The organism is Actinophytocola sp. (assembly GCF_035712165.1).
Taxonomy (GTDB): domain Bacteria; phylum Actinomycetota; class Actinomycetes; order Mycobacteriales; family Pseudonocardiaceae; genus DASYTH01.
Window position 1 is genome coordinate 36,572 of sequence record NZ_DASTBH010000024.1, and the last position, 22,967, is coordinate 59,538.

Below are 22,967 nucleotides of genomic sequence, written 5' to 3' on the forward strand. Positions count from 1 at the left end.
CCATCCGCCCGTCAACCCAGCAACACCGGCAGTGCGTCGACGCCGTAGACGATCGAGGTCGACCGGAACGGCACCGCGTCGTCGCCGATCGCCAGCCGCATCTTCGGGAAGCGGCGGACCAGGGCCGGGTAGGCGGCCCGCAGCTCCATCCTGGCCAGCTCCGCGCCGATGCAGCGGTGGATGCCGTACCCGAAGGCCAGGTGTGAGGTCGGGTCGCGGCGCGGGTCGAACCGCTCCATGTCGGTGCCGAGCTTCTCGTCGCGGTCCGCGCCGGACAGCGACACGACAACGATGTCGCCCTTGGCGATCCGCGCCCCGGCGATCTCCATGTCCTCGGTGGCGAACCGCGGGAAGGCCACCTGCACCACGGTCAGGTAGCGCAGCAACTCCTCGACGAACTTGTTGACCTGCTCCTGGTCGCCGACCACCTGCTCGGCCGACTCCGGGTTGCGCAGCAGCACCAGCGCGCCGAGCGCCAGCATGCTCGCGGTGGTCTCCAGCCCGCCGGTGAGCAGGCCGTCGGCCATCCCGGCCAACTCCTCGTCGTCGACCTGGTGGCCGTGTTCCTTGATCAGCATGCCGAGCAGCCCGTCGCCCGGCGACTCGCGCTGGTGCTTGACCACCTCGCGCAGGTAGCTCAGCGACTCGCTGATCGCCCCGAGCGAGGCGTTGGCCCCGCCGAACAGGTCGAATCTGGCCGTGGACAGCCGCTGGAAGTCCTCCCGGTCCTCATAGGCCACGCCGAGCAGCTCGCAGATGGTCAGCGAGGGGATCGGCAGCGCGAACATCTGCCACAGGTCCACCGGCCCGTCCACCTCGGCCATCGCATCCAGCTGGCCGGCCACGATGGACTCGATCCGCGGCGTGAGCCGGGACAGCCGGCGCATGGTGAACTCCGGGGTGAGCAGCTTGCGCAACCGGGTGTGCACCGGCGGGTCGGCGAAGCCCAGCCCGCCCGGATTCTGCTCGGCCGAGGCCCCGAAATTCCCCATCAAATTGGCGAAATCGTTGCTGAATCCGCCGACTTTGCCGAGAACGGCCTTCGCCTCGTCGTAACCGGAGACCAACCACACGGTTACTCCGAGTGGAAGTTTGATCTTGCCGATCGGTTCTTCCCGGCGCTTGTGTCCGAGCTCACCGACCGGATCGAGGCCGTCCCGGCGCAGCGGCATCAGCGCGCCTTCCGGAAGCAGGGATAGCTTTGACAGGTCAAAGCCATCTTTTTGGGTACGCGCGAGATATCGCCGCCCGATCCAAGCGACAATTCGCGAACGAAGAGACCCCACGGGCCAGATACTAGACACGCCGGCCCGGGTCCGGGGTTGACCCCCACCGCCGTCACGGACGGTGAGGGTCACTCCCCGGATCGGCTACTGTCCCCGGCTGTCCGGGTCGACCCGGGCGAACGTGAGCAGGTCGACCATCCTGAAGTCGCCGGTGGGCGCCCCGCCCCGGCGCGGCAGCGTGGGCCGCCAGTTGGGGTTGGTGGCCAGGAAGGACGTCGGATCGAGCTGCAGCAGCCCGATGAACACCTCGCCGACGATCCGGGCGCCGACACCGGCCAGCCGCAGCCCGCCGGCCACCTCGGCCTCCTTGAGGATGTAGTACCAGAGCGGCGTGCTGCTCGGCAGGCCGTGCCCGAACTGCTGCAACTCCGGGAACCGGTCGGCCCACAGCGGCTGGATGCCCAGCGCCTGGGCGATCGCCTGGCCGCTCGGAATCGACCAGGTGACGTGCCGCAGCAGGTTGCGCTGCGGCAGCGCGGTCGGCGGCGCCCCGTCCGGGAGCGTGCCCAGCGGCAGGTTCAGCAGCGGCGTGGAGATCTTGGTGTCGATCCGCTTGTTCGGCCGCACGTTCGCGGTCTGGCTGCCGCCGAAGTCGAAGAACGTCTGCCAGCCGATGAACCGCCGGGGCGCCCGAGCACCGCCGCGGAGGTCCACCGGGTCGGCCTGGCCCTGGCCGGCCGGGTCGAAGACCATTCCGAAGAACGCCGGGGCGCCGATCGCCGGGTTGCCGTTGGGGTCGCCGCGCAGGTTCGCCCGGTAGGACGGCCGGACCTGGCTGTGCCCGAACCGGTAGCAGGCGCCCTGGAACTCCACCGGGATGAACTGCTGGCCGGCCGCCGGCCGGTAGACCCGCCGCCCGTTGCGCAGGATGTCGTCCACCAGCGCCTGGCCGAGGATCGCCGGCAGGAACTCGCGCAGGATGATCCACTGGTAGTGCCAGCGGACCTGCTGCTGCGCGGCGGCGAACACGTTGGTCTGGCCCTGCGACCGCAGCCGGTCCACCACCTGGTTGTGGAACAGCAGGAACGCCGCGTGCAGCCCGGAGATCATCAGGTTCTCGTCGTTGCGCGGGTCGCTGATGATCGCGGTGCCGTTGGACTGCCGGGGCAGGTCCTCGAACAGCCCGCCGCTCTCGATCCGGAACTTGTCCCGGTCCCCGGTCTGGTAGAGCTGCGGGTCGCCGTTCGGCCCGCGGCCGTACACCGAGTCCAGGTCCAGCCCCGGCGTGCGGGTGTTGGGCGAGTTCTCCGGCGCGGCCACCACGCCCAGCCGCGAGGTCTGGTCGAAGGTCATGTCGTGGTCGAGGAACTGGCCGAGGAAGGTGATCCCGGCCGTGTTGTTGGGGTTGTCCAGGTTGTTCGGGCTGAGCTCGGGGTTGGTGATCAGCCGCACCGGGCCCTCCGCCAGCGGGTCCCGGGCGTCGACGATGCCGCCCGGCTGTCCCATGGCCATGAGCGCGTTGCGCAGGCCGCCGGCGTTGAAGTCGGCGAACGGTGGCAGGTTGAAGATCCGGCCGAAGCGGTCCGGGCTGGTTGCGAGGCCACCGGCGGCGTCCGTCACGACCTGCGCGATGGCTTCCATCGGGCGCAGCGCGAGAACTCCCGCACCGGCGCCCATTCCGGCAAGTAGACCTCGCCGGCTCAACGTGGCTCTGCTCTTGTTGGGTTTGGTCATTACTGCCGACCCTCCTGTCGACATTCCCGCATCCCAGATTGGAACCAGTAAAGGGTGCGGATTACCCGCCCATTTCACCAACGATGCCTGGTTTTTCCCAGTCCCGATAACCACTAGTGGGCATAACCCAAACAAATGCGGGCATGCCAAATACCGCTCTTCGTTCATTTTGCATTCGAAGAGCGGTATTCGGCAGAACTATTCGGCCGTCAGACGACCGTGCAGGCGGTGTTGTTGATGGTGAACGCGGTCGGCTCGGGGTTGGAGCCGGTGAAGGTGCCGTTGAACCCGATCTGGACCGAGTTGTTGGGTGCGAGGTTGCGGTTCCAGTCCAGCGGTGTCGCCGTCACGTTGGCGCTGCCCGCGGCCTGGGTCCAGGTGGCGCTCCAGCCCTGGCTGACCCGCTGGCCGGCGGGGAAGCTGAACGCCAGGGTCCAGCCGTTGATCGCCGACGTGCCGGTGTTGGTGATCGTCACGCCGCCGGTGAACCCGCCGCCACCGCCCCAGTTGCTGGCGGTGTAGGCGACCTGGCAGGTGCCGAGCGTCGGCCCGTCCAGGGTGGTGAACGACGCCGCCGCCGAGGTCGGCGACAGGTTCCCGGCGCCGTCCCGGGCCCGCACCACCACCACGTACGCGGTGGCCGGCGTCAGGTTGGACAGCGTCGTGGAGTTGGCCGTGGACTGGCTCAGCAGGGTGTCCGTGGTGCCCTGCCGGCGGTAGATGTTGTACCCGGCCAGACCGCTGCCGCCGGTGTCGGTCGACGCCGTCCAGGCCAGGGCGGCGCTGTTCGACGTCACGTTGGACACGGTCGGGGTGCCCGGCGTGGTCGGCGGGGTCGTGTCGTTGGTCGGCGGGCCGCCCAGCGCGTCGTGCACCGCGGTGTAGGACGGCTTGGCGGTGTAGTTCTGGTCGTAGAGCAGGGCGCAGCACTCGCTGGGGAAGGTGTCCGGCACCCACGAGAACTTGTCGGTGAAGCCCCAGATGGTGATCTGGTTGCACCGGGTGACGGCCAGGCAGGCGTTGACCATGTTGCGGTAGTAGGTGGCCTGCGTGGCGTCCTTGCTGGCATCGCGCGGGTTCTGCATGCGGACGTCCAACTCGGTGATCTTGACGTTCAGGCCGAGGTTGGCGAACCGCTGGAAGTTCTGCTGCACCTGGTTGGGGAAGCTGAACTGGATCGCCAGGTGGCCCTGGAACCCGACACAGTTGATCGGGACGCCCTGCTGCACCAGCGACTGCACCAGGTTGAACAGCCCGTTGCTCTTGGCGCCCATCCCGTCGGTGTTGAAGTCGTTGATGCACAGCTCCGCGTCCGCGTCGGCGGCCCGCGCCGCCCGGAACGCGTCGGCGATGTAGCTCTGCCCCAACGTGTTGAACCAGAACGACTGGCGGAACGAGCCGTCCTCGTTGAACGCCTCGTTGACCACGTCCCACGACCGCACGCTGCTGGCGTAGCGGCCGACGACCGTGCTGATGTGGTTCTGCATGGCCGCGCGCATCTGCGCGGCGGGCAGGCCCTGGATCCAACCCGGAGTCTGGCTGTGCCAGACCAGGGTGTGCCCGTGGATCTGCTGGTTGTTGGCCTGCGCCGCGGCCACCACCTGGTCCGCCTGGCCGAACGTGAACTGGTTCTGGTTCGGCTCGGTGGACTCGAACTTCATGGCGTTCTCGGCGGTGACGATGTTGAACTCGCGCGCGCCGATGGTGCGGTAGCTGGCGTCACTGCCCTGCGCGGTGAGGTTCAGCGCGTAGCCGATGAACCTGCTGCCGGCGTGGGCCCGCAACGGGTCGGCCGTCGCGGTCGTGCTGAGCGCGACAAGCCCGACCGCGGTGAGCGTCGTGCAAATTGCCGCAGCAAGCAATTTCCTTCTCATCAAAGGCCACCTGTATTCAGTTCAGAGGGAGCCCGTCCCGTTGCCCGAGCGGGTCCGCGTCGTGTGCGAACCCACTCGGCGTCCAGCGCTCCCTATCCGGTCGTGCACTGGTTGCTGTTCAAGGTGAATCCGCTCGGCGGTGGGTTGCTGCCGGCCCACGTGCCGTTGAACCCGATGTCTACTGAGGCACCCACTCCAATCGTCGCGTTATAGGAAACGTTGGCCCCGGTCACGTTGGCGCTGCCGGTCGCCTGCACCCAGGTGGCGCCCCACCCGGGCTGGACGACCCGCTGCGTGCCGGGATACGTGAACGCGACCGTCCAGCCGTTGACCGCCGCGTTGCCCGTGTTGGTGATCGTGATGTTCGCCGTGAACCCGGTGTCCCACTGGTTGGCCCGGTAGGTCACCCGGCAGGCGCCCGCCGGTGGCGGCGTCGTCGTGGTGGTCGTGGTCGTGGTGGTGGTCGTCGTTGTCGTCGTGGTGGTGCTGGTGCTGGTCGTGGTGGTCGTCGATGTCGGCAGCGTCCCGGTGGGATCGGCGTAGAGGATGCCGCGGCCGTTGGTGCCCAGATAGACCCGGCCATAGACCCGTGGGTCGCCGGTGATCGCCTCGCCCATGTTGCCGTACTGGTGCGCATCGTCGTTGATCCGCACCCAGGCCGCACCGGCGTTGTCGGAGCGGTACACGCCCTGCACTCCGTCCACCGTAGCCACCGTGTACAGCGCCGGATAGGTCTGGTTCGGCGCCGCCCGTCCGAAACCGATGTTGCGTGCGGCGGTCACGGTGGACACCTTGGTGAAGCTCGTGCCGGAGTTGGTGGAGTGGAACAGGCCGGTGTCGCCGGCCAGCCAGATGTCGCCCTCCCGGCCGGGCACCGCGTGGAACTTGGCGATGCTGGGCAGCCCGGTCTGCACCGTGGCGGTGAAGCTCGAGCCGCCGTTGGTGCTGACGTAGAACCGGCCGCCGTTGAAGCCGTAGAACTTGCTGGCGTTGACCCGGTCGGACTCCACGACCGACTCGGTGGGCAGGCCCTGGATCTGGGTCCAGGAGTTGCCGAAGCCGACCGAGAAGACCGGCGTCTGGGCCTTCGGCGCCCAGACGAACCGGCTGCCGTCGGCCGCGGCGGCGACCGTGCCGCCCTCGTTGATGCCGCCCGGCTCGGTGCCCTGGAACCAGTTCGCGCCGCCGTCGGTGGAGAACGCCACGTGGCTGTCGTTCGGCCGGTCGGCGTCGTTGAAGTTGCCGGCCCGCACCATGATGCTCGGGGTGCGCTCGGCGAAGTCGAGGCTGGTGGTCGAGGTGAACGTGGGCTGGGTGAACATCGCCGGCGGCACCGCGTCCAGGTTGGTGTGCCGGAAGCCGGCGATGTCGCCGAGCCCGGAGATCAGCGGCGCGCCGCTGGGCGGGCTGATCAGGTCGAGCACCGCGGTCTCCTCCAGCCCGGCCACCATCGGCCGGATCTGGAACTGGGTGTTGGTGTCCCAGTTGGTCAGGTTGGTGGTGCCGTAGATGGTGGCGCCGGTGCCGTAGAGCATCCGGTTGGAGTTGAACGGGTCGATCTCCACCGAGGCGTTCATCCAACCGAGCTTCGGGGTGACCTCGGGTGGCTGGGGGTTGGTGCCGAAGGTCAGCCACGGCGCCGCCGAGATGTTCATCGTGTACCGGAAGCTGCGGTTGGGATAGGAGGTCCAGTCCCAGATCCGGGTCCAGGTCGCCCCGGCGTCGGTGCTGCGGAAGAAGATGGCGTCCGGCCACCAGGAGATCTGGGTGGCCACCATGATGGTGTTCGGGTTCTGCCGGTCGATGGTCAGGCCGCTGTAGCCGAAGTAGTCGTCGGCGCTGCTGGACGGGATCGGGCTGATCTGCGTCCAGGCTCCGGTCGTCGTGCTGTACTTCCACACGTCGCCCTTGGCCCCGTCGTACGGACCGCCGGTGTCGCTGGTGGTGATGTACAGGACGTGGTTGACCGGGTCGAGCACGCCCTTGTGGGCCAGGAACCCGGTGGGCTGGCCGGCGATCCGCTCCCAACTGGTCCCGCCGTTGGTGGACCGGTACACGGTGTTCTGCTTGTCGGCCACCCCGACGTAGATGCCCTGGGTGGTGTTTCCGGAGGTGCCGGTGGACTTGTCGAACGTCACCCAGACCACGCCCGGCTGGTGGCTGAGGTAGCCGTTGGGGTCGTTCGGGTCCTGGGCGTAGTTGCCGGCGTTGGGGAAGCTCGCCACCCGCGCCCAGGTGGCGCCGAAGTCGGTGCTGCGCCACAGGCCGTTGCCGTTGGGCGCGCCGAAGTAGACGACGCTGTTGCGGTTCGGGTCGACCGCGAGCCGCTCACCCATGCCGCGGCCGGGCATGTTGCCGCCCAGCTTGAACGGCAGCGTGCTGACCTGCCAGGTGTCGCCCTTGTTGGTGGAGCGCAGGATCGCGCCGTTGTTGGGATCCCAGCTGTTGGTGTACATGCCGACGGCGGCGTAGACCCGGTTGGTCTGCACCGGGTCGGTGGCCATGCTGTGCACCCCGTTGAAGCCCCAGTTCTCCCAGCCGACCCAGTCCAACAGCGGCGTCCAGCGCTGGGTGGTCTCGTTCCACCGGTACGCGCCGCCGATGTCGGTCCGTGCGTAGATCAGGTTGCGCTCGGTCTGGTTGAAGACGAGCCCGGGAACGTACCCGCCCCCGGCGATCTGCACGTTGCGCCAGTTGTGCGGCTGCGCCACCGCAGTCACATCGGCCGCCGCCGGCCCGGTCTGGGCAGCCCCCTGGCCCACCACGACGACCGAGCCGGCGACGACCATCCCGGCCAGCACATGTGCAAGCTTTTTCCGCATAGGTCGGCCCTCCATTGTGGTGCTGCGGCCCAATTAAGTTGTCGACCCCTCCAGCAGACTCACACTAGGTAGGAATCTGTGGACAATGACGCACTGGGTGTAGACGATTCGGTGACTGCGCCTCCTATGCGGGATCACATGGGTTTCCGTTGATGGTGAACACGGCCGGGGCCGGATTCGTCGTGGTGAATGTTCCGTTGAACCCGATTCCGACCGAGCCGTTCGGCGGGATGGCCCGGTTCCAGTCCAGTGCGGTCGCGGTCACGTTCGCGCTGCCCGCGGCCTGTGCCCAGGTGGCGCTCCAGCCCTGGCTGACCCGCTGCCCGGCCGGGAAGGCGAAGGCCAGGGTCCAGCCGTTGAGCGTGCTGCTCGCGGTATTCGTGATGGTCACATTGGCGGTGAAACCGGTGCTGCCGCCCCAATTCGACGCCTGATAGCCGATCCGGCAGGTGCCACTGCCCGGCAATGTCGTGAACGACGCCGACGCCGATGGTGTGGAAAGGTTTCCAGCGCCGTCCCGGGCCCGCACATATACCTGGTACGCGGTATTCGGCGACAATCCGGTCAGCGCCACCGAGTTCGTCGTCGGTTGGGCGAGCACCGGGTCGGTGGCGCCCTGCTCGCGGAAGACCGTGTAGCCGGCCAACCCACTGCCGCCGGTGTCCGTGGACGCCGTCCAGGTGAGGGTCGCGCTCGTGGCGGTCACCCCGGAGACGGTCGGGGTACCCGGCTGCGTCGGCGCGGTGTTGTCGCCGCCACCGCCGCCCATCTGCGCGGCGGCATTGGCGAGCACGGTCGCCGAGGCCGACGGGGTGACGATCCGGAACCCGTCGAAGTCCGGGTAGAGCTGACCGTCGTCCTGGATTCCGGTGAGGATCCAGAACATCCAGCCGTCCCCGCCGCCGGTGCGCACCGCGTTGGTCCACGCGGTGTAGGTGGCGTCCCGGGTGGACTGGTCACTCGTTCCGAACTCCTCCAGCACCTGCGGCTTGCCCAGCGTGGCACCGACCGCGTTGTGGTCGTTGATCCACCCGGTGCCCCAGTCCTGCGCCGGGGACTGACCCCAGCCCTGCGGGTACAGGTGGTAGGTGCCGAAGTCGATGGTCGGCAGCGCGGTCAGCCGGGCGTGGTCGACGCCGTCGGTGACGTTGTACGGCCAACTGCCCGGGGTGCCGCCGACGCCGGGGTGGAAGCCCTCGTCGCCGACCGACACCATGTGGTTGGCGTCCAGGCTCTTGATGTAGGTGGACATCTCGCTCGCCCAGCCCACCAACGTGTCCGCGGTGCAGGTGCCCGACGTCGGAAGCGAGGCGTTGATGCACCTCGGTTCGTTGGCCAGCTCCCAGGAGAACACCGCCGGGTCGTCCTTGTACGGCACGCCGGTGATCGAGTTGGTGCGGTTGACCACCGCGGCGATCCAGTCCTTGAAGTTCTGCCTGATCCTGGCGTCGGTGTAGAACTGGTCGTGGAACTGCAGGCCGTACCAGGTGACGTACTGGTCCATGCCGCCGAAGTCGCGCCAGTTGTTGGTGAACGGCAGGATCAGCTTGATGCCCAGGGCGTTCGCCCTGGCCAGCATGTAGTCCAGCTTCTGCAGCCCGGCCGGGCCGGTGTTGATCTCCGGCCCGTTCCGCGCGTTGCTCCACCGGATCGTCCACAGGTCGGCGCCGTTCGAGCAGCCGCCGGCCGAGTTCGGCTTGTCCCCGCCGCACTCCAGGAAGGTCCAGGCCCGCAGCACCTTGATGTTCATGGCCACCGCGTCGCTGAACACGTCGTCGACCATGAGCTGGGACTTGTAGTGCAGGTAGTAGTTGTTGGTGCCGCCGAACCGGAACGGCTGACCGCCGAGGTCGAAGCCGGCGCCGTTGCGGGTGACGAACACCGGGCCGGCGGCGGCCGGCGAAGCGGCGAGGACCGGCAGCGCGGCGGCCACCGTGGTCAGGACCAGTGCGCCGATCCAGGTCCTCGCCGCTGCTCTCATCGCTGCTCCTCTAGTTGACCGCGCACGCCTGCCCGTTGAGCGTGATGCTCGCCGGCCGGGCGTTCGTGCCGGTGTAGTTGGCGTTGAAACCGATCCCGGACACCGACTGGCCCGCGGCGATCGTGCGGTTGTGGTCCAGGCTCGCCCCGGTGACCGACGCGCTGTTCGCCGCCTGGTTCCAGGTCGCGCCCCAGCCGTTGCTGATCCGCTGGTTGCCGGCGAAGGTGAAGGCCAGCGTCCAGCCGTTGATCGAGCTCGTCCCGGTGTTGGCGATGGCCAGCGACGCGGTGAACCCGGTGCCCCAGTCGTTGACGCCCCAGGTGACGCGGCAGGAGACCGGCGGCGGCTGGGTGGTCGTGGTGGTCGTGGTCGTTCTCGTCGTCGTCGTGGTGGTGGGCCCCGGTCCTGGCTGGTCCACCCCGAGCAGGTACGGGTTGAGGATGTTCTGCTTGGTGGTGTTGACCGTGGTCCAGTCGTCGTTGAGGATCCCGCCGGTGTCCCCGGAGTTGGGGTTCCACGACCAGAAGGTGAAGTTGATGCCACCGACGCCGGTTCCGGTGTAGGCCATCAGGTTCTGCAGCCACAGCCGGTCCCTCGGGTCGGCGAGTGTGGTGCCGAACTCACCGAGCAGCACCGGAGCCACGTTGTTCTTGTGCAGGTAACCCCACATCCGGTCCCAGATGGCCGGCATGTTGTTGGGGAAGCTGGGATCGGAGAACCAGGGCTGCGGGAAGACCGACGTGGCGTAGTCGTGCGCCGAGTACACCAGCCGGTTGGCCACGTTGAGCCGCACCGGGAACTGCGCGGCGCCCTGCAGGTTGCCGCCCCACCAGTAGCCGTCGTTGTTGAAGTTGTCGATGCCCTCGACGATGATCAGCCAGTTCGAGTTGATCGCGAGGATGGCGTTGCCGGCCCGTTCGGCGGCCAGCCGCCAGTCGGTGGTCATGCTGCCGGTGCCCCAGGTGGAGCCGCCGCCGCCCTGGATGCCGTGCGGCTCGTTGTGCAGGTCCGCGCCGACCACGGCGGTGTTGCCGACGTAGCGCCGGGCCAGCATCTGCCAGTCGCTGATCCACCGGGCCTCGGAGTACTGCGCGGTGTACCACAGCGCGGACTGGGCGCCGGAGTCCGGCCGGTGCCGGTCCAGGATCACCTTCATGCCGATCTGGCCGGCGTAGTCGATGATCCGGTCCATGATCTGGATGCCGGACAGGCCCTGCAGGTCCGGGTTGAGGTCGAACCGGATGCTGTTCGGGGTGCTGCCGGCGTCGAAGAGCTGGTTGGAGAACGGCAGCCGCAGGGTGTTGTACTTCAGGCTCTTCATCTGGTCGAGCATGTCCCGGTAGCCGCGCGACCAGAGCCCGTGCGGCGTGTAGTTCGCGGTCTCCAGGCCGAACCAGTTGATCCCGGTCATCCGCACCGGCTGGTTGTTCGCGTCGAGCAGCTGGCGGCCGTTGGTGTGCCAGTAACCCGCGCCCGCGGCGGCGGCCGGGGTGGGCGCGGCCAGGTTGATGAACGGCACCAGCGCAAGGAGAAGCAGCGCGGGCAGCAGCGATGCCAGGACGTTCCGTCGTTTCATGGTCTCCTCGCTCAGACGGTGCACGGTTGGCCGTTGAGGGTGAAGCCGGCCGGTGCCGGGTTGGTGCCCGTGTGGGTGCCGTTGAAGCCGATGTTCACCGAGCCGTTCGGCGGTATCGGTTGGTTGCCCGTGGCGGTCACGTTTCCGCTGCCTGCCGGTTGTGCGAAGCTGGCGTTCCAGCCGGCCGTCACCCGCTGCCCGGCGACGTAGCTGAACGCCAGCGTCCATCCACTGGGGACGGTCGAGGCGGTGCTGTTGGTGATGGTGAAGTTGGCGGTGAAGCCGTTGCTGCCCGGTCCCCAGTCGTTGGCCGTGTAGGCCACCCGGCAGGTGGTGGTCGGGCAGGGTGGTGCGGTGCTGAAGGCGATCGTTGCGGTCGGCGTGGACAGGTTGCCCGCGCCGTCCCGGGCTCGCACGTACACCTGGTAGGCGGTGGACGGGGTGAGCCCGGTCAGGGTGATGGAGTTGGTGGTGGTCTGCCCGAGCAACGGGTCCGTCGCGCCCTGTTCGCGGTAGACGTTGTAGCCGGCCAGGCCGCTGCCGCCGGTGTCGGTCGCCGCCGGCCAGGTGATCGTCGCGGTGGTGCAGGTGATCGTGCCGATCACCGGCGTACCCGGCGTGGTCGGCGGAACCGTGTCGTCCACCGGTGGCACGTCACTCGGCGCGTTGCCGTAGATCTTCGTGGTGCCGTCGAACAGCGTCATGTTCTGCACGGTCACCGGGGTGGCGCCGGGCGTCTTGGCGACGTCGGAGTAGGACCAGTCGTTGGTCGGGTCCCAGCTTCCCGAGGAACTGGCGATCCGGAACTGGATCTCCCGGCGGGATTCGGACTGCCCCTGCGGGGAGATGTTCTGCCCGGCGCAGCTCACCTGCACGTAGTAGACGTTGCCGGAGAACTGGGTCGGCCCGGTCGGCGCGGAGCACTGGTTGAACGCCGTGGACAGGGTGAGCTGGCTCGGCGTGGTGTTGCCGTCCAGGGTGAAGTAGTAGCGGAACGAGCCGTTGGACAGCGTCCGGGCCGGCCAGGCCGAGTGGTTGAACACCAACGTCTTGATCTCGGTGAAGTTGGTGCCGGATGCGTTCACCCCGGCCTGCAGGAACATCTCCGGTCCGTCCGGGGTCTCGGCCACCGGGAAGTTGGCCAGCGGGCTGCCGCCGAACTCGGCGTACATCCGGGCCAGGGCGCCGGTGAAGCCGGCGTTGTAGTCCGTGGCGACCTCGTTGCGCTGGAAGTCCTGCCGGCTGTCGGCGTAGGAGTCGTCCGCCGCGCCCGGGCCGCCGACCAGCGCGCCGTAGAGGATGTGCCGGCTCTGCGCCGGTTCGTTGATGTTGTTCGACCAGGAGCCGTGCGCGGTGCGGTGATGCGGGTTGCGCGGCGGGTTGGCGCCGAACCCGACCAGGTACGAGGAGTTGCGCGGGTTCTCGCCCAGCGCGTAGTTGATCTGCCGCACCGCGAAGTCGTGGTAGCGCGCCTTGCGGGTGGTGTCGGTCGTCCAGTCGCTGTAGACGAACGCGGCGAACGCGGTGTTGGCCGCGTACCGCAATGATCCCCAGACGTCCAGGAAGGCCTGGCCGCCCGGCGAGTACCGGACCCGCTGCCCGTTGACGCCGACCGTCCAGTAGTCCAGCCAGCGGTTGGCGTCGTCGATGTACTTCTGGTCGCCGGTGATCCGGGCCAACAGGATGTAGGTGCCGAACGACTTGTCGTCCCAGGCCAGCGCCCACTTGTAGGGCCGCAGCCCGGTGCCCTGCTCGGTGGGCAGCCGGTCGTACTCGGCCTGCGCCTTGGTCAGGTACGCCGCGTCGCCGGTGGCCCGGTACAGCCAGGCCGCGCCCCAGACCAGTTCGTCCTGGAAACCGCTGAACGACTGGTAGAAGCCGGCCGCGTCGGTGATGCACTCGGAGTACTTGCGCCGCACGTTGTCGGCGAAGGTGTAGAGCTGCCGGGCATGGCTGACCAGAGTGTCCGCATAGGACGGGTTGGTCGGACGGAACACCATGGAGCTGGCCGCGAGCGCGGCCGCGGTCTCCCCGGCCAGGTCCGACCCGCCGCAGCTGGCGTCGATCCGGAACGCCGGCCGGGCCATGTTCATCACCTCGGCCGGCCCCCACCAGCCGTGGTCCGGGCCGCCCGCGCCGACCTGCCCGTACAGCACGTTGGGGGCGGTGTGTGCCTTGAGGAAGTAGTCCGTGGCCCACTTCAGGTTGTTCAGCAGGTGGGTGAGCTGGCCGGACTGGGTGTACGCGGAGCGGTACTCCACCGCGCCCCAGGCCAGCATGGTGGCCGAGAAGGCCATCGGGAAGCCGAACTTGACGTGGTCGCCGGCGTCGAACCACCCTCCGGTGAGGTCGACGCCGGCGGCCGCGCCGTCCGACATGGCCGAGTCACCCCGCCAGGAGACCCGGTTCCAGGCCGGTTTCGGACCGGCCTGCTGTGCTTCGTAGAACCAGAGCGACTTCTGCAGCGCCTCGCCGTAGTTGAACACCGCGGCCTGGGCCGGCGGCGCGCTTGGCGCGACGAGCACGGCGCCGAGCGCGAGACCGAGGGCCGCCAGAATCGCTCGCAGTCGCATGTCGAGGTTCCCTTCGCGTCATTGGGAAGGGGGCGGGGTCCGCGCGGCGGGAAGGTGCGGACCCCGCCACCCGGGCTAGGACGGGAACAAGCGGGCGAAGTCGTTCATCGCCATGGCGATGTCCGCCTGGGCCCAGAACCGGTGGTACCGGAAGGTTGGCGCCGCACCGCCGTTGAGGTACGTCTGCACCTGCGGGAACGCCGGGTCCTGGCGGTACCAGGACCGCAACCCGAGGAACGTCGAACTGGCGTTGATCGGGTCGCCGTTGGCCATCGTCCCGGTGAAACCGCTCGGGATGAAGACCGGGTCGTCGAACCGGTTGTAGTCGGTTCGCGGCTCGACCGTGGTGATGCCCCTGGTGTCCTGGTTCGGCGTCGCCCACATCGCGTCGAGCAGGTTCTTCGCCAGGTCACGGGCCGCGGTGTCGCCGGAGCGGGCCGCGTAGTACATCAGGGTCTTTGCCAGTGCCGCGGTGACACCCACGTCCTGGCCCCGTTCCAGGACCGAGACGTGCAGGCCGGCGTTGGCGCCCGGGGTGGTCGGGTTCCAGGTGTCCGGCGCCCCGGACCAGCCGAGCTTGCTCGGCACCGCCCAGGTTCCGGCGGTGGCGTTCACCGTGGTGTTCGCCCGGGCCCACGCGACCCACTTGTCCAGGATGGTCTTCGCGGCCGCGTTACCGGTCACGTTGTAGTACTCCGCGACCCGCTCCATCGACCAGACCTGCATGCCGAACCACTCGTTGCTCGGCGGGTCGTGGTAGACGGGATCGACGTCGTAGAACATCCCGTAGAAGGTCGGCAGTCCGGCCGGCGGGGTGGCGTAGCGACCGGCCCAGCTGTTGGTCGCGCCGCCGGCGATGCCGCCCTCGGCGGACTGCAGCCACCGGTAGAACTCCACCTGCCGGGTCAGACTCTGCGTCCAGTCGGTCACCGCGGACGGTGAGGACGGGCGCAGTGCGGCCACATTGGACAGAGCGAAGGCCGCGAGCGGGTTCTGGTAACCGAAGTGCGCCTGACCGGAGCCGATGCGCCAGGCCCAGCCGCCGTCCAGCGCGCCGCCCCACGCGTAGTACCAGGTCAGCAGGCCGGTCGAGGCGTTCTTTCCGGTGCCGGCCGGACAGGTTGTCGGTCCGACGCAGTTGCCGACCTGCTTGAAGTACTTGTCGTAGAAGGCGTAACGCAGGTAGTCACCCATCTTCGCGGCCTTGGCGATGGTCGGCGCCACCGCACTCGCCTGGTTCTGCTCGGTGGCCCAGACGTTGGCCCAGTACGCCGCCTGGACCGCCCGGGCGTCGGCGTCCGGCGCGTTGGTGTAACGCCATTGCCTCGCGTAGCTGGAATCCTGGATGAACAGCGGGAGGAACCCGTTGGCGCCACCCTGTCCGCTGTTGAACGGCTCCCAGGACGGCTGCGGGACGGTCTCCCACACCGACTCCTGCGGACCGCGCTGGAAGGTGTTGATGTAGGACGGGCTGCCGGTGCGGTCGCCGCGCCGGCCGTAGCCGTACCGGTTGTCCACGTCCAGCAACCAGTGCATGCCGTAGATGTCCCGGGTGCCGTACGCGCTCTGCAGTTCGTTGGCCAGCGGGTCCGGGCCGGTGGCGACGTTGTTGTCCAGCGGCGACGGGTACTGGTTCGGCGTGTCGAACTCGGGCGCGAACGTCGCCGTGTCGTTCGGGTTGTACGCGGCGTTGCTCGGCTGGTCGGTGGCGGTGGGGATGATGTGCGTCTCCATCGACTGCCAGGAGGTGTTGAACCGGGTCCAGTCCCGGGTCGCCTGGCCGTACTGCGCCTCCAGCCAGACCCAGTAGCTGTACGCCTCGGAGGTGGTCACGTGCCCGTAGTCGGGCGCCTCGACGATGAGGGTTTCCACCGAGTGGTACGGAATCGGCGGGTTGTGGCTGCTGAAGTAGCCGTTCGCCGGGTCCTTGATCTTGTTGTACAGCTGCATGAACCGCTGGACGTAGGCGGACTGGTCGTTGTCCGCCTCGGTGACCGCGATCGTCGCCGCGGTGTGCCCGGTGGCGCTCGCGGTGAACACGGCGGTGCCGTTGGCGTTGTCGGCGTCCTCGGCGGCGGCCAGGGTCACGTTCTGCGGCGTGTTCCAGGTCGTCTGGTTGAACGTCAACGTGGCGCCGGCGGACACCGTCAGGTCGGTGTCACCGGAGGTGCGGCTGGTCGCCACGGAGACCGAGCCGGTCGGCTGCTGGGACAGCCGGACGGCGACCGGCGCGGTGGCGCCCTCCGGCACGTTGATCGACGCCGGGGAGACCACGATCGACGGCCCGGTGTTCGGCGTGACCGTCACGTCGACCGGCGCGGAGGTGGTGAACGCACCGCCGTTGTCGGTCGCCCGAGCGGTCAGCACGTAGTTGCCGGCGGCGACGTTCTGCCAGTTGAAGGTGTACGGGCTGGTGGTGTCGGTGCCGAGCGGGGTGTTGTTGGCGAAGAACTGCACCTGCGTGACCGACCCGTCGGTGTCCGACGCGGTCGCGGCCAGCGCGATGTTCGAACCCGCCTGGAAGCTCGCGCCGGTGGCCGGCGAGGTCATCGTCACGGCCGGCGACTGGTTCGCGCCGCCGCAGGTGACGCCGTTGATGGCGAAGCTGGTCGGCGCGGTGTTGGTGGTGCCGGTGAACGTGCCGTTGAAGCCGATGTCGGTGGACTGGTTCGCGGACAGGTTGCGGTTCCAGTCCAGGTTGGTGGCGGTCACGTTGGCGCTGCCGGCGGCCTGGGCCCAGTTGGCGTTCCAACCCTGGCTCAGCCGCTGACCGCTGGGGAAGGCGAAGCTGAGGGTCCAGCCGTTGAGCGGGTCACCGAGGTTGGTGATCCGCACGCCGGCGGTGAACCCGCCACCGCCACCCCAGTTGCTGGCGGTGTAGGTGACCGAGCAGGCGATGGCCTGCGGCGAGATGTCCGATGCCGCTGCCATAGGGGTTGCCGCGAGCAGCATGGCCAGGGTTACGCTTGGGAGCGCTCCCAGCCGTTGGTGCCGTCTCATGTAGTGCTCCAGGTGGTCAGGCCGCGTCCGGGTGGCCGCATGGGTGACGAGCGACAGTCTGGGAGCGCTCCCAGAATACTGTAAACACGTTGTTACCAGGTGATCACCTGAGGTGTCAATGTTTCACCACACCTAAACCGCCTGTCGTGGCACATTGACCGATCGAGCCCGCGGTTCGGGATTGACACGTCCTGGTTACCCAATCGATCCTGGGAGCGCTCCCAATCGCTTTCGGTAACTGAAAGGAGACAGTGGGGCATCATGAGAGCACTCCACAGGGTGGGGGCCGGCGGCCTGATCGCCGTACTCACCAGCGCACTTCTGGTGGTGCTGCCGACAGCACCGGCCGCGTGGGCACACGGCGCGTCGACCTTCCCGCCGTCGCGCACCTACTCGTGCTTCGTCGACGGGCTCGCCGGCGGAAACGGGGGGAACCTGAACCCCACCAACCCGGCCTGCGCCAACGCCTGGCAGCAGGGGGACAGCTTCCCGTTCTGGAACTGGTTCGGCAACCTGATCAGCAACGCGGGCGGCCGGCACCGCGAGATCATCCCGGACGGCAACCTGTGCGGCCCGGCGGACACGTTCGTCAAGTTCCGCATGGCCCGGCAGGACTGGCCGACCACCGCACTACAGCCCGGAGCCAACATCACCTTCCGGTGGAACGCCTGGGCACCGCATCCGGGCACGTTCACCTCGTGGGTGACCAGGGACGGGTGGAACCCCGACCAGCCGCTGAAGTGGTCGGATCTCGAGCCGACCGCGTTCAACACGGTCACCAACCCGCCGCAGAACGGCAGCGGTCCGCACGGCTCGGAGTACACCTGGCCGGCCACCCTGCCGGCGAACAAGAGCGGGCGGCACATCATCTACTCGATCATGCAACGGTCGGACAGCCCCGAGGCGTTCTACAACTGCTCCGACGTGTGGTTCGGCGCGGGCGCGCCGCCGCCACCGCCACCACCGCCGCCACCCCCGCCGGCCGACTGCTCGGTGGCCTACGTCCCGGGAACGTCGTGGAACGACGGTTTCCAGGCCGAGGTCCGGGTGACCAACAACGGCACCCAGCCGGTGTTCGGCTGGACCGTTCGCTGGACCTTCCCCAACGGTCAGCGGATCAACCAGGGCTGGAACGCCGACATCCGGCAGAACGAGGGTGAGGTCACCGCGATCAACATGCAGTGGAACCTCAGAATCAACCCTGGTCAGACGGTGTCCTTCGGCTTCACCGGATCCCATACCGGGACCAACAACGCACCGACGGACATCACCGCCTGCGGCGTCCCGACCGCGGCAGCGACCGCCGCCGCAGCAGCCGATACCACCCTTTTCACCCCCGTCATCCACCGCCTACGCGAGCTCCCGGCCCTCCTGGCCACCCTCGCCAACACCACCCCCCACCACCACCACTAACTCACCCCACCCCCAACCCCGAAGGCCGCCTTCCCCTCCCCCAGAAGGCGGCCTTCGGCCTCCCCGCGAGTCATCGCGGGGCCACTCGCCGGACCGCAACGCGGAACTCGCCGGGCTGGAAGGGGCGACTCACCGGGCTGGAAGTGGGGACTCGCGGGCTTTGGCGGGAGGGTGGCTCGGCGCGGAACGCCGGGCCCGGCTCTGGCCAGGCGACCGACCCGGCGTTCCGGACGGAGTCGGGGACGGCAACCCGGCAAACCACCGGATCGCGCACGAATGGGGAACTCGCCGGGCTGGAGCCGGGGACTCGCCGAGCCTGCACTCTGGGCAATCGGCGAGTCCCCACTTCGAGCCCCGCGAGTTGCCACTTCCAGCCCGGCGAGTTGCCACTTCAGCACACGAACCGCCGGCTCTGGCGCTGGGTTGCCGCTCGGGGTGGGGTCTTGCGGGTAGGCCGAGGCCGCCCGGCTGGGAGCCGGGCGGCCTCGGTGTGCGTGTTGGTTACAGCGGAGGGAAGGCGTTCTGCATCAGCTGGGTCAGCTGAGCCGGGAAGAACGCCCCGGACAGCGGCGCGTTGGGCAGCGCGCCGGACATGTGGTTGTTGTTGCGCGGGTTGCCGGTGTACGTGGGGTCGCACATCCGGTCGAAGCCCTTGCCCTCGTTGTTCGGGATCTCGGTGCTCGACCCGTCCGACTCACCCGGCGGCTTGATCCACACGTAGGCGTCGATCCCGGTGGCCGGAGCCGACCGCGGACGCTCGCCCAGACCGGCACCGGACTGGTTGCACCAGTTGCCGAGGTGGATCCGGCGGTCGATGCGGGACTGGTCCATGAACGTGATCGGGTCGGTCGACGTGCTCGCCGCGGTGGGCCGGTTCGGGCCGCCCCAGCCGTTGCGCGACGTGTCGATCAGCATGCCGACGTTGGCGTCGAAGCACTGCGCGTCGGCCTGCGTCCGGAACGCCTGCGCGAACCCGAGTTCGTCGACGTAGCGGTTGAAGTCGACCCAACCGCCCGACACCTCACGCACCGGCCGGCCGCCGACCACGGTGTTGGCGGTGAAGAACGGCTCCTGCAGCGCGCTGTAGTTGGCGGTGTTGGCGATGAAGCCCCACACGTCGGCCGGCGTGGCGCCGGACGCGTTGGCGGCCTGGCACATCAGCTGGATGGTCGGGTTGAAGTTGTCGTCCCAGCCGAGCCAGCCGTGGTGCCCGGCGTCGATGTAGTTGTACACGTTGGGCACGTCGCCCAGCCGGTTCAACGCGTAGCCGACGCCGGTGACGTAGTTGCCGTTGGCCTTCATCGTGTCGCACTGCGCCACCGCGGTCGGCCGCGGCGCCACGTTGGTGATCAGGTTCGGCAGCGAGTCGATCTCGATGATCGTCACGATCCGCAGGTTGGCGTAGGCCGCCCGACCCAGGATCGCCGCGATCGCGTCGATGTAGTCGGTGCGGTACCGGCCGATTTCGGTCGGGCCCAGCTCACCGTTGGACGCCAGCGCCGAGCAGTCCCGGCCTGGCAGGTCGTAGATCACGACCTGGAACACCAGGGCCTGCGTGCCGTTGGCCGCGTCCTGCCGCACCGCCTCGTCGAGATGGGCGGCCAGACCCCGGCCGCTGGTCGTCCCGGCGATCGCCGCGATCCGGTCCATCCACACACCGGTCGGCTGGTTGGCGATCCGGTTGCCGCCCGACACGCCTGCCACCCGGGCCGACCAGTCCGGGTTCACGTACCCCGTCGCGCCCGCGTACGGGTTGTTCACCCGGTTGCCCGGGTTGGGCGGGTTGCTGGTCGTCGTGGTCGTCGTGGTCGTGGTGGTCGTGGTGGTGGTCGTCGTGGTCGTGGGTCCGCCCGGCGCGCCGGTGCAGGTGGTGCCGTTGATCGCGAAGCTGGTCGGCGCGGTGTTGGCGGTGCCGGTGAAGGTGCCGTTGAACCCGATGTCGGTGGTCCCACCGGTACCGAGGTTGCGGTTCCAGTCCAGGTTCGTCGCGCTCACGACGTTGCTGCCGTTCGCCTGGGTCCAGTTGGCGTTCCAGCCCTGGGACACGCGCTGGTTGCCGGGCCAGGTGAAGGTCAGCGTCCAGCCGGCCAGCGGATCACCGACGTTGGTGATGTGCAGGCCGGCGGTGAACCCGCCGCCTCCGCCCCAGTTGGACGCGGTGTAGTCGACCCGGCAGCCGGGGGCGGCGCCGGCTGGTCCGGCGCTCATCATGGTGATCGTGGCGGCCGCCAGCAGAACCGTCGCGCCCGCGGCCACGAAGGCGCGACCTCGGCGCGCGGCGATGTTAGGTGGTCTGGGGTTGAGCCTCATGGGGATCGTCCTCTTCCTCGACGCCATTGCCGGGCAGCCGTGAACCTGCCCCTTCTGGGAGCGCTCCCAGACCGGGATAGTAACCGGGTTAACACGCCGTGTACAGAGGCGTTGCCGGGCGCAAACATGGGGCATTCGCGGGACGGCTGGAGACCGCGCGGAGCCGGCCCGGCCCCGCGGCGCCTTTCTCAGCCGGCCGCCGATCCGCTATTTCCGCCGATCAGGACGGCGATTTCGGGGTGTTTTCCAAAACGTCCTAGGGGCGCCGAACTCAATCGGCCGAACCGTCGATCCGGCGACACGCCGGCGCCTTGCCGAACGCCTCGTTCAGCGCCGGGTTGGCCTTCAGGTCCTTCGTCGGCCCCTCCACACTGTCGATCTTCGCTAGCCCGGTGCCGACATCGTTGAGCGCGGCCTGGAAACTGCCCGCGTCGGTCACCGGCAGCGCGGCCACCCGGGTCCGGGCGCCCTCGATCGCGGTCTTGATCTCGGTGATCGTGCCCATCGCGCTGTCCACCGCCTGCTGCCCGTCGGCCACCGGCGGTGCCCCGGCGGCGCGCAGTTCGGCCGAAACCCGGTCCAGCGCCTGGGCGACCTGTCCCAGGTAGGCGTCGAAGGCGGTCTTGGCCGCCTGCGGGTCGGTCAGGTCCGCGGCCGGAAGCGCAAGGCCCTGCGCGCCCTGCTCGACGCTCGCGCACACCCGCTCCGCCCAGGCGACCGCCGGGCCCCCGGAGTCGTCCTCGGCGCCGGAACAGCCGGCAACGGCCAGGCCCGAGACGATGAGCGACACCAGGGCGGGCGAGCGACGACGCGACATGCTGTGCGACGTTACAAACGCGCTCCGGACGCGGCAAGCACGACCCCGGCCGGGGGCACAGAATTTGTGTGACAACCACAAAGTATGGCCCGTACCTCCTCCGGAGCCGTCAAAACACTCCACCGGCGCTTTGACACCCGGCCGGGCCGAACTTATCGTGATCCGCCGCGAGACACATTCATTCATGGCTCCCGCGAAGGAATTCGCAAACCATGACGGGGAAACAATCATGGCCGTCAAACCGGCCCGCACGAAAGACCGGGCGAGCGCCCTGTGGGCCGCGTTGCCCCGGGACGTGGTGGTCCGGTTCCGGCCGATGGTCGGGCAGCTCACCCGGGAGATGATCAGCGAGATCCAGCGGGCGGTCCCGGCCTACGCCCAACCCCTCACCGGACGGTTCGGCGCGATCATGACCACCGGCGTCGAGCAGGCCGTGCTTTCGGTCCTCGACTCGGCCGGCACCGGCCGTCCGCTGGACGAAAGCTGGGCCACGGTGTTCCGCCGGCTCGGCCGGGTCGAGTTCTACGAGGGCCGCAGCCTCGACGCGTTGCAGACCGCCTACCGGGTCGGCGGCCGGGTGGCCTGGCGGCATGTGGCCACCTGGGCGCAGAAGCAGGACCTGCCGGTCGGCCTGTTCAGCATCGCCGCCGAGGCGATCTTCGCCTACGTCGAGGAGATCTCCACGCTGTCCATCAAGGGCTACACCGCGGCGGCGGCCGAGTCGGCCGAGCTGGTGGACCGGCACCGGCGCCGGCTGGTCGAGCTGATCCTGACCGAACCGCCGGCCGCCCCTGCGCTCGTGGCCGAACTCGCCGCGCAGGCGCGCTGGCGGGTCCCGGAGACCGTGGCGGTGGTCGTGGTCGAGCAGCGCGACGAGCAGGACGAGCTGTCCGCCATCGCGCTGCCCGAAGAGGTGCTGGCCGACCTGGACGGCCGGTCGCCCTACCTGATCATGGCGGAGCCCGGCCGGCACGAGGAACTGCTCGGCTCGCTGCTGCGGGACCGCACGGCGTGCGTCGGACCCACCGTTGCCCTGGCCGACGCCGCCCAGTCGCTGCGCTGGGCCCGGCGGGCAATGGCCCTGGTCCGGCGCGGGATCATCGCCGCGACCACACCGGTCTGGTGCCGCGACCATCTGGCCACGCTGTGGCTGCTGGCCGACGAGTTCCTGGTGGGCGAGCTGACCAGGCGGGCGCTGGCCCCGCTGACCGGCCTGACCGACAAACAGCGGTCCCGGATCGGCGAGACGATGCTCGCCTGGCTGGACACCCGGGGCAGCGCGCCGGAGATCGCCCGGCGGCTCGGCATCCACCCGCAGACCGTGCGCTACCGCATGCGCCAGGTGGACCGGCTGTTCGGCACCCGGCTGGACGACCCCGCCGCCCGGCTGGAGCTGGAGATCGCGCTGCGGTCCCAGCGTCTGATGTGGACACCGGAGCGGGATTCGGCCGGTATTCGCGGCACCAATAACGACGTCCGGTAAGTACGGTTTTCGCACGCATTTCCCCGGCGCCGGAGCGTTTTTTATCAGCCAGCTACAGTTCGGCTCCGGATTTTCTCCGCCCGGCGACAATCATCACCGAGCGTCAGCACGCCGGCGGGTGCGGTGACCCGACGTGCGCGAACCGCCCGAACCGCACC

The 22,967-nt window shown here is 68.9% G+C and carries 12 protein-coding genes; 2 read left to right on the forward strand and 10 right to left on the reverse strand.

Features of this window, described 5'->3' with window-relative positions; genetic code table 11:
- Window positions 1-11: 11 nt before the first annotated feature.
- From VFO68_RS01315 to VFO68_RS01350, 8 genes are all read right to left on the reverse strand, one after another.
- Window positions 12-1,265, reverse strand: coding sequence for a cytochrome P450 (locus tag VFO68_RS01315; RefSeq protein ID WP_325156261.1), 1,254 nt, complete (start codon window positions 1,263-1,265; stop codon window positions 12-14).
- Between the two features lie 105 nt (window positions 1,266-1,370).
- Window positions 1,371-2,903 carry a heme peroxidase family protein gene (locus tag VFO68_RS01320; protein ID WP_325156250.1) on the reverse strand — a complete coding sequence of 511 codons (1,533 nt, stop codon included), beginning with the start codon at window positions 2,901-2,903 and terminating at the stop codon, window positions 1,371-1,373.
- Window positions 2,904-3,169: 266 nt separating this feature from the next.
- Window positions 3,170-4,834, reverse strand: a complete 1,665-nt coding sequence (locus tag VFO68_RS01325; RefSeq protein WP_325156251.1) for an endo-1,4-beta-xylanase — start codon at window positions 4,832-4,834, stop codon at window positions 3,170-3,172.
- 92 nt (window positions 4,835-4,926) lie between these two features.
- The gene (locus VFO68_RS01330) at window positions 4,927-7,656 is read right to left on the reverse strand and encodes a cellulose binding domain-containing protein (RefSeq protein ID WP_325156252.1); all 2,730 of its coding nucleotides are present in this window, start codon (window positions 7,654-7,656) and stop codon (window positions 4,927-4,929) included.
- Between the two features lie 124 nt (window positions 7,657-7,780).
- Window positions 7,781-9,637, reverse strand: coding sequence for a cellulose binding domain-containing protein (locus VFO68_RS01335; protein WP_325156253.1), 1,857 nt, complete (start codon window positions 9,635-9,637; stop codon window positions 7,781-7,783).
- Window positions 9,638-9,647: 10 nt separating this feature from the next.
- A complete protein-coding gene (locus VFO68_RS01340) occupies window positions 9,648-11,213 on the reverse strand; it encodes a cellulase family glycosylhydrolase (protein ID WP_325156254.1) in 1,566 nt (521 codons plus the stop codon).
- An 11-nt stretch (window positions 11,214-11,224) separates the two neighbouring features.
- Window positions 11,225-13,786 carry a glycoside hydrolase family 9 protein gene (locus VFO68_RS01345; RefSeq protein WP_325156255.1) on the reverse strand — a complete coding sequence of 854 codons (2,562 nt, stop codon included), beginning with the start codon at window positions 13,784-13,786 and terminating at the stop codon, window positions 11,225-11,227.
- 75 nt (window positions 13,787-13,861) lie between these two features.
- A complete protein-coding gene (locus tag VFO68_RS01350) occupies window positions 13,862-16,717 on the reverse strand; it encodes a glycoside hydrolase family 48 protein (protein ID WP_325156256.1) in 2,856 nt (951 codons plus the stop codon).
- A 330-nt stretch (window positions 16,718-17,047) separates the two neighbouring features.
- On the opposite strand from VFO68_RS01350, the gene VFO68_RS01355 reads away from it, so the two are divergent.
- Window positions 17,048-18,199 carry a lytic polysaccharide monooxygenase gene (locus VFO68_RS01355; protein ID WP_325156257.1) on the forward strand — a complete coding sequence of 384 codons (1,152 nt, stop codon included), beginning with the start codon at window positions 17,048-17,050 and terminating at the stop codon, window positions 18,197-18,199.
- Window positions 18,200-18,700: 501 nt separating this feature from the next.
- Here the strand turns inward: VFO68_RS01355 and VFO68_RS01360 are convergent.
- Window positions 18,701-20,509 (reverse strand): glycoside hydrolase family 6 protein, encoded by a 1,809-nt coding sequence (locus tag VFO68_RS01360; RefSeq protein WP_325156258.1) that lies wholly within the window; start codon window positions 20,507-20,509, stop codon window positions 18,701-18,703.
- Between the two features lie 271 nt (window positions 20,510-20,780).
- Window positions 20,781-21,326 carry a hypothetical protein gene (locus VFO68_RS01365; RefSeq protein ID WP_325156259.1) on the reverse strand — a complete coding sequence of 182 codons (546 nt, stop codon included), beginning with the start codon at window positions 21,324-21,326 and terminating at the stop codon, window positions 20,781-20,783.
- A gap of 229 nt (window positions 21,327-21,555) precedes the next feature.
- Between VFO68_RS01365 and VFO68_RS01370 the strand changes: the two genes are divergently transcribed.
- Window positions 21,556-22,809 (forward strand): helix-turn-helix domain-containing protein, encoded by a 1,254-nt coding sequence (locus tag VFO68_RS01370; protein ID WP_325156260.1) that lies wholly within the window; start codon window positions 21,556-21,558, stop codon window positions 22,807-22,809.
- Window positions 22,810-22,967: the final 158 nt, after the last annotated feature.

What these genes read in the sequence shown, in the direction of transcription:
- VFO68_RS01320 (WP_325156250.1), bottom strand. Translation starts at nt 2,903, where the DNA reads ATGGGCGCCGGTGCGGGAGTTCTCGCGCTGCGCCCGATGGAAGCCATC.
- VFO68_RS01325 (WP_325156251.1), bottom strand. Translation starts at nt 4,834, where the DNA reads ATGAGAAGGAAATTGCTTGCTGCGGCAATTTGCACGACGCTCACCGCG.
- VFO68_RS01330 (WP_325156252.1), bottom strand. Translation starts at nt 7,656, where the DNA reads ATGCGGAAAAAGCTTGCACATGTGCTGGCCGGGATGGTCGTCGCCGGC.
- VFO68_RS01335 (WP_325156253.1), bottom strand. Translation starts at nt 9,637, where the DNA reads ATGAGAGCAGCGGCGAGGACCTGGATCGGCGCACTGGTCCTGACCACG.
- VFO68_RS01340 (WP_325156254.1), bottom strand. Translation starts at nt 11,213, where the DNA reads ATGAAACGACGGAACGTCCTGGCATCGCTGCTGCCCGCGCTGCTTCTC.
- VFO68_RS01345 (WP_325156255.1), bottom strand. Translation starts at nt 13,786, where the DNA reads ATGCGACTGCGAGCGATTCTGGCGGCCCTCGGTCTCGCGCTCGGCGCC.
- VFO68_RS01350 (WP_325156256.1), bottom strand. Translation starts at nt 16,717, where the DNA reads ATGGCAGCGGCATCGGACATCTCGCCGCAGGCCATCGCCTGCTCGGTC.
- VFO68_RS01355 (WP_325156257.1), top strand. Translation starts at nt 17,048, where the DNA reads ATGAGAGCACTCCACAGGGTGGGGGCCGGCGGCCTGATCGCCGTACTC.
- VFO68_RS01360 (WP_325156258.1), bottom strand. Translation starts at nt 20,509, where the DNA reads ATGAGGCTCAACCCCAGACCACCTAACATCGCCGCGCGCCGAGGTCGC.
- VFO68_RS01365 (WP_325156259.1), bottom strand. Translation starts at nt 21,326, where the DNA reads ATGTCGCGTCGTCGCTCGCCCGCCCTGGTGTCGCTCATCGTCTCGGGC.
- VFO68_RS01370 (WP_325156260.1), top strand. Translation starts at nt 21,556, where the DNA reads ATGGCCGTCAAACCGGCCCGCACGAAAGACCGGGCGAGCGCCCTGTGG.